Origin of the sequence: Streptomyces violens (assembly GCF_000717745.1) — a bacterium.
Taxonomy (GTDB): domain Bacteria; phylum Actinomycetota; class Actinomycetes; order Streptomycetales; family Streptomycetaceae; genus Streptomyces; species Streptomyces violens.
Genome location: NZ_JOBH01000027.1, coordinates 59,903 through 66,888, shown reverse-complemented (window position 1 = coordinate 66,888; position 6,986 = coordinate 59,903). Strand labels below are relative to the sequence as shown.

General features: G+C 70.8%; 8 protein-coding genes. All 8 read right to left on the bottom strand.

Annotated features, from left to right (window positions below):
- Positions 1–38: 38 nt before the first annotated feature.
- Entirely contained in the window at positions 39–578 is a 540-nt protein-coding gene (locus IF04_RS0134230; RefSeq protein ID WP_037961738.1) for a TetR/AcrR family transcriptional regulator, read from the bottom strand.
- Positions 579–688: 110 nt separating this feature from the next.
- Complete coding sequence (gene whiG, locus IF04_RS0134225; RefSeq protein WP_030267185.1) at positions 689–1,525, bottom strand: RNA polymerase sigma factor WhiG; 837 nt, start codon at positions 1,523–1,525, stop codon at positions 689–691.
- A 260-nt stretch (positions 1,526–1,785) separates the two neighbouring features.
- Positions 1,786–3,003, bottom strand: coding sequence for a DNA-processing protein DprA (gene dprA, locus IF04_RS0134220; RefSeq protein WP_078601171.1), 1,218 nt, complete (start codon positions 3,001–3,003; stop codon positions 1,786–1,788).
- Positions 3,000–4,610: a YifB family Mg chelatase-like AAA ATPase gene (locus IF04_RS0134215; RefSeq protein WP_030267177.1), complete on the bottom strand. Its 1,611-nt coding sequence runs from the start codon at positions 4,608–4,610 to the stop codon at positions 3,000–3,002. Before IF04_RS0134215 ends, dprA begins: the two co-directional genes overlap by 4 nt.
- On the bottom strand, positions 4,610–4,951 hold the full coding sequence (locus IF04_RS0134210; RefSeq protein ID WP_030267173.1) for a YraN family protein: 342 nt from the start codon (positions 4,949–4,951) through the stop codon (positions 4,610–4,612). Before IF04_RS0134210 ends, IF04_RS0134215 begins: the two co-directional genes overlap by 1 nt.
- Positions 4,952–5,289: 338 nt before the next feature.
- The gene (locus IF04_RS0134205; protein WP_003993268.1) at positions 5,290–5,598 is read right to left on the bottom strand and encodes a DUF2469 domain-containing protein; all 309 of its coding nucleotides are present in this window, start codon (positions 5,596–5,598) and stop codon (positions 5,290–5,292) included.
- 38 nt (positions 5,599–5,636) lie between these two features.
- Complete coding sequence (locus IF04_RS0134200) at positions 5,637–6,170, bottom strand: NUDIX hydrolase (protein WP_051831813.1); 534 nt, start codon at positions 6,168–6,170, stop codon at positions 5,637–5,639.
- Positions 6,163–6,891, bottom strand: coding sequence for a signal peptidase I (gene lepB, locus IF04_RS0134195; protein WP_030267168.1), 729 nt, complete (start codon positions 6,889–6,891; stop codon positions 6,163–6,165). The genes IF04_RS0134200 and lepB overlap by 8 nt, the downstream gene beginning before the upstream one ends.
- Positions 6,892–6,986 lie beyond the last annotated feature (95 nt).

The window sequence follows — 6,986 nt, the reverse complement described above, 5'->3', positions numbered from 1 at the left end:
TGGTGGTGGAGGGTGGGCGGGGGGGGAGGGGAAGAAGATCAGCCGCGGACGCCGTGGAGGGTCATCGCGACCGCCGCCTCCGTGATCTCCGTAGGATCCTCCGCCGCGCCCAGTTCGATGCGGCGGACCGCGGCGTCGACGACGCCCTGGAGGAGCATCGCGGCGAGCCTCGGCTGCTTGTGGCCCAGGGCGCCCAGGGCCTCGACGATCATGGCGATCAGCCCGCCGTGTGCGGCGCGGATCTTCTCGCGGGCGCCTGCGTCCAGCTCGCCCGCCGAGATCGCGACGACCGCACGGTGCCGGCGGTCGCCGACGAGGGCGAGCTGCTGCCGTACGTACGCCTCGATCTTGTCCTCGGGCGTCTCGACGCGCTCCATCGCGGCCTCGACCTCCGCGGCCCACACCGGGAAGTCGACCGCGCACAGCTCCTCGACGACGGCGGCGCGGGAGCGGAAGTACTCGTACACGGAGGACCGCGCGAGGCCCGTGCGCTCGGCGAGGGCGGGGAAGGACAGCGCCTCCGTCCCGCCTTCGGACAGCAGAGTACGAGCAGCGTCCAACAGGGCGTCGCGCTGCATGGTCCGGTGCTCGGCCACAGAGGCCGCTCGAATCCTGGGCACGCCACCACTGTACGGATGCGGTCCGGGCGGCGGCACTCCGCGGCACGGCGTAACGCCGTCAGTGGAGCTCAGCGGCCCACATCGGCCAGCTTGGCGCGCAGCTGCAGGACGGACTTGGTGTGGATCTGGCTGACCCGGCTCTCGGTGACGCCGAGGACGTTGCCGATCTCGGCGAGGGTGAGTCCTTCGTAGTAGTAGAGCGTGACGACGGTCTTCTCGCGATCGGGGAGCGTGTTGATTGCGCGGGCGAGCAGCCGCCGCAGTTCGCGGTCCTCGGCGATCTCGACCGGGTTCTCGGCCGCGGTGTCCTCGAGCGTGTCCATCAGGCTCAGCCGGTCGCCGCCCTCGCCGCCGGCGTGCAGCAGCTCTTCCAGGGCGACGACGTTGGCCAGGGACAACTGACTGAAGACGGTGTGCAGTTCCTCGAGCGCGATGCCCATCTCCGCGGCCACCTCGGCCTCGGAAGGGGTACGGCGCAGCTGGGCTTCGAGCGTGGCGTACGCGCGCTCGACCGCTCTCGCCTTCTGGCGGACCGAGCGGGGGATCCAGTCCAGAGCCCGCAGTTCGTCGATCATCGCGCCGCGGATGCGGGTGATCGCGTACGTCTCGAACTTGATGGACCGTTCCGGCTCGAACTTCTCGATGGCGTCGATCAGCCCGAACACGCCGGAGGAGACGAAGTCCGCCTGTTCGACGTTGGGCGGCAGGCCGACGCTGACGCGCCCCGCGACGTATTTGACCAGCGGCGAGTAGTGCAGGATCAGCTGCTCCCGCAGGCGTTCGTCACCCGTCGCCTTGTAGGAGCGCCAGAGCTCCTCTAGCGAGGTGGGCGCTGCCGGGCGCACGCTGCCGCGGGCGGCGGGGGGTGCCGCCGCGCGGTCAGACCCGGAAGTGTGCTGGGGCATTCGTCGCCTTGAGCCGTTCTGCCGAGACGCTGGTGAAGAGGTGCGTGAGGGTCGTGTGGTCCGTGGAGGGCGGATGCCTTGCGAGCGTAGCGTGACTGCGGTGTCGCAGTGTGCGATCACGGCGTGTTCGTGCGTGCGCAGATTCGTCCGGTAGTCCGCACCCTCGGATGACGGCGGGAGCCTGCGCGGCCGTCCGCACGAAACTCGCAAAGATGCATCCTGCGGTCATTCCCTTCACCTTTTCACCCGTTCGCCCCAGGTCAAGGACCGCCTCGCCGGTAACCTCCTGTCGAATGGGTCGCAGGAAGCAACTCCCAGCGAGTACCGCATCTTTGAACGAATCCGAGCGCCTGTAGTTCGAAGAGCTTCGCTTGGGTCGTTTCCAGGGCCGTACCCGAGTCACGGGCGATCTTCGAGGCGTCGGTCGCGCCCCTCAGCGGCAGGGCTTCGAGCAGGCGGGTGGCCACCGGATCCAGCAGATCGCGGGCCAGGACCGGGCCGCGGGGGACGGGCGCAAGATCACCGATGCTGCCCACCAGTTCGACCACCTCGGCCGCGTTGGCCACCAGTACGGCCTCGCCCCTCAGCAGTTGGTGAACACCGGCCGACAAACCGCTGGTGACCGGGCCGGGAACACCCATCGTGAACCGCCCCAGCTCGGCGGCGCGGCGGGCAGTGGCCAGCGATCCGCTGCGCAACGCGGCCTCGACGACAACCGTGCCCCGGGTGAGGGCGGCGATCACACGGTTGCGCTGGATGAACCGGCTCGGGGTCGGATGAGCACCAGGCGGCAACTCCGCGATGATCAAGCCCTGTTCGGCGATGCGCCCGATCAGCTCGGTGTGTCCACTGGGGTAGATGTGGTCGACGCCGGAGGCGAGTACGGCCACGGTCGGACCGCCTGCTGCCAAGGTGCCCCGGTGCGCAGCGCCGTCCACGCCGTACGCCGCGCCGGACACCACCGACCAGCCGCGTTCGGCGAGACCCGCGCCCAAGGTCCCGGCCACATGCGCACCGTACTCCGTACAAGCACGGGCGCCCACGAGGGCGACGGAGCGCAGGGCCCACAGGCGCAGGTTCGCCCTGCCGCGCACCCACAGGCCGACCGGGCGGGCGTCTCCCAGGTCGTCCAGCTGCTGGGGCCATTCCTCGTCGCCGGGGCAGACGAAGCGGGCGTCGAGCGCGGTGGCGGCGGCGAGGTCGGCCTCGGGTGCGGCCGCCTCGGCACGTAACCGCAGGCCCGCGAGCTTCGCCTCGCCGGCTCCCTCGGGTGGGTCGCCGTCTCCGAGGAGGGCGCGCCAGAGCGCCACCGGGCCCATCCGCCGCAGCCATGCGCTGGCCACTTCGTCGCCCGGTTCGAGGACACGAGTGAGGGCTGCTCGGGCCAGCCGATCGGCTTCCGGGGCGGGGCCTGTTTCCCCTCCCTCGGGGGAGCCCCCGCTGGGCAAGTAGCCGGACGCGTCTTCAAGAGAGGTCATGACCGGCTCACCGCCAGCGGAATGCCGCGGCGGACACCGGTACGCAGCTCCAGGGCCCAGTCGACGTCCTCGGCCGTCGGGCGGTCGCGGCCCGCGAGGTCTGCCGCGGTCCAGGCGACACGCAGGACGCGATCCAGGCCGCGGGCCGTGAGCAGGCCGTTCTCCAAATCGCGCTCGGCCTGGACGAGTGCGCCGGGGGCCACGGTCCACCGGGTGCGCAGCTCATGGCCGGGGACTTCGTTGTTCGTCTGCCAGGGGCTGCCGGCGAAGCGGTGAGCGGCGCGTTCCCTGGCGGCGCGGATCCGGTCGGCGGTATCGGCGGTGGATTCGCCACGGGCCCCTGCGACCAGTTCGCTGCGGGCGACCGGTTCCACGGCGATCCGCAGGTCGACCCGGTCCATGAGCGGCCCGGAGAGCCGGGAGCGGTAGCGGGCGATCGAGGACGGGCGGCACTCGCAACCGCCGGTGGCAGTGCCGTGGCGTCCACAAGGACAGGGATTGGCGGCCAGTACCAGCAGGAAGGACGCCGGGAGCCGCATCATTCCGGCGGCGCGGGCGACCACTACGTACCCGGACTCCAGGGGCTGACGCAAGGAGTCGAGCACCTTGGCGTTGCACTCGGCGGCTTCGTCGATGAACAGGACGCCCCGATGGGCGAGGGACACCGCGCCGGGCCGGGGCAGTCCGCTGCCACCGCCGACGAGTGAGGCCATCGTGGCGGAGTGGTGCGGTGCGCAATACGGCGGGCGGCTCACCAGAGGCTGACCGGGCGGGAGCATGCCCGCCACCGAGTGCACCGCGGTGACCTCCAGTGATTCCTTGGAGGACAGGGGCGGCAGCAGGCCGGGCAGCCGTTCGGCGAGCATGGTCTTGCCGGCCCCCGGCGGCCCCTTCAGGAAGATGTGGTGCCGTCCGGCGGCAGCCACCTCCAGCGCGCGGCGGGCGCCGTGCTGGCCCGCGACCTCGGCCATGTCCGGCGGGCGGGCGTCGGGAGGCAACCCGGCGCAGGATCCCGCGCCCGGTACGACCAGTCCGGCGAGCAGCGGGTCCGGGCGGCCCGGCTCGTCACCCTCGTCCTCCTCCTCGGGAACCGGCCCGTCGGTGAGCACGGCGATGAGCTGGCGCAGGCTGCGGACCCCCAGGACGGAGACGCCCGGGACGAGCGATGCCTCGGCAGCGGTCCGCTCCGGAACGACCACCTGGCGGTATCCCGCGTCGGCGGCCGCCAGGACCGCCGGCAGCACGCCGCGCACCGGTCGTACCCGGCCGTCCAGCCCCAGCTCGCCGATCATGACGAGGTCGGTGAGCTCGCGTGGGTCGATGAGCTCGGCGGCGCCCAGGACGGCGCAGGCGACGGCCAGGTCGAAGCCGCTGCCGCCCTTGGGGACGGAGGCCGGGCTGAGGCCGACGGTCAGCTTCTTCTGCGGCCACTCGGAGCCGGAGTTGACCACGGCGGCACGCACCCGGTCGCGCGACTCGATGAGGCTCTTGTCGGGGAGGCCGACGAGGGTGAAGGCCGCGACACCTGGTTCGAGGTCGGCCTGCACCTCGACGACCACGCCTTCGACGCCGACCAGCGCGACCGAGCACGTACGGGCGAATCCCATCAGGTCACCCCCCGTACGTGGGACACGACGGGCGCGCCGCGGGCGGGGAGCTGGATACCGATCACATCGATGCGGACACCGCCCGGCGGCGGACCTCCGTGCGCCGCGGTCCAGTGCTCGGCGAGGAGCGCCAGACGGCGCGCCTTCGTGGGCGTGACAGCCGCCATGGGGTGTTCGTACAGGCCTGCGCGTCGGGTCTTGACCTCGCACACGACGAACGCGTCGGCCTCGGCGGCGACGATGTCGATCTCGCCGAAGCGGCAGCGCCAGTTCCGGTCGAGGATGCGCATGCCGTGGGCGGTCAGCCAGCGCGCGGCGAGGTCTTCGCCGTACCGCCCCAGTCCGGAGCGGCGGCAGCCGCCACGGGCGCGGCCGCCGGGGCTGCCCCGGCCCCGCGGGCGCTTGCGTCGTGTCTTTGCCGAGTCGTCCGCCCGCGGCGGACTGGAGCCTGACCGGGCTCGTACGGGCTCTGCTGCACCGCTGCCGATCGCGGCGTTTTCTGCTGTGGCGTTCATCCGGCACCACCTCCGGCACCGACTGTGACGCTTCTGCCGCCGAGTATTGGATCTTGGTGGACAACTCGGCGGCTGTGCATAATGCCGTCACCCGTAGGGGTGAAATGACCTCGCCGTGCGTGGCAGCAACAGATCCGCCCGGCCGATCACGAGGAAACGGTCACTCAGCCGCTCGGCAGCTCGAGGTCGCTCTTGTTCAGCTCCTCGATGTTCACGTCCTTGAATGTCAGCACGCGGACCTGCTTCACGAACCTGGCCGGGCGGTACATGTCCCACACCCAGGCATCCGCCATGGAGACTTCGAAAAAGACCTCACCCTGAACGGAGTGCACCTGCATCTCGTAGTCGTTGGTGAGATAGAACCGGCGCTCGGTCTCGATCACGTATTTGAACAGCCCGACGACATCGCGGTACTCCCGGTAGAGCTTCAGCTCCATCTCGGTCTCGTACTTCTCGAGGTCCTCGGCGCTCATGGCAGATCCCCTTCAGCCGTGCGTCCCCCTATTGTGCGTCAGACACTCTCGGTCTCCAGGACCACTGGCGCACTAGGGGGTCCTTCGTCGAGCAGCGTGCGCAACAGCTCGGCAAGTCTGGTCGGATACACCGTCTCATGCGATGCGGAGAGTTCCGTCACCGTCCACCATCTCAGCCCCGCCACACTGCGCCGTTCCAGCTCCGTCAGGCCGCTCAGCCGGGTCACGGTGTTGCGTGTACGCGCCAGGTAGTACCACTCGTCCTGGTCCCAGCGCCGCCCGTCGAACGGGAACGAGCAGTGCCGCTGCCACAGCACGGGGCCGAGCTCCGCGTCCGTGATCCCGGTTTCCTCCGCGAGCTCCCGGAGGGCCGCCTCTTCCCGGCTCTCGGTGCCCTCCAGTCCGCCGCCCGGCGTGAACCACCAGGTCCTCGACGGTTCGTCCGGTTCGAAGCCGTGCATCAGCAGAACCCGGTCCTCGGGGTCGAGCAGGATCACCCGGGAGACGCGCCGCAGCGCGGTGCCCGCCGGTATGCCGATCTGTTCCTGTGTACCGGTATCCGCTTCAGACACGCGTACGCCTCCTACGGTTCGCGATCGGCCCGTACGCCGCTCCCCCCAATATCAGCACCGCGCCGGCCACGATCGCCACCACGATGGGCCGCACCGGACCGGGCTGGGACGTGCCGCCCGGCAGGGACGCGAAGGCCGTGGGCCGCTGCAGCGTGCCGAAGCTCGCGACCGGCCACGCCGTGGCGTCCACTCGGGCGTCGACCGCATCGCGCGGCACGGCACCGTGATCGCGGTCCGTGAGGTGCACCCGCGAGTCCATGGAGTCACTGCGGTGATCACCGAGCAGGAAGAGCTGCCCCTTGGGGACCTCGGCCTTGAAGCCGACGGGAGAGGCCGGGCCATTGCCCTGGAGATACGGTTCTTCGATGGGCTTGCCGTTGACGGTGAGCTTGCCGTCGGCATTGCAGCAGGCGACCTTGTCGCCGCCCACCCCGACGACCCGCTTCACCATGGGCATGTCGCCCCATACGGAGTCCCTGAAGACCACGACGTCGCCGCGGCGCACCTCGGAGCCGTCCACGTGCTGCGCCAGGACTCGGGCGCCGGCCGCGATGGTGGGCGCCATGGAATCGGTCGGGACCGTGTACGGCCGGTAGAGCACCGCGCCCCATATGAATCCGCCCAGGAACAGCACACAGCCGACGGCCACCGCCAGACCGGACAGCACGCTGCCCGCGGTCCGGCCGTGGCCGCCGCTCGTACGCCCCTCGCTCCTGCTCATCCCGCGCTCCCACCCCGCGGGCCGCCCCGCGTCGAAGATCCGGGACGGCACCTTACCTGGGGTTACTTTGCCCAGTCAGCCTCCGGCCGACGGTC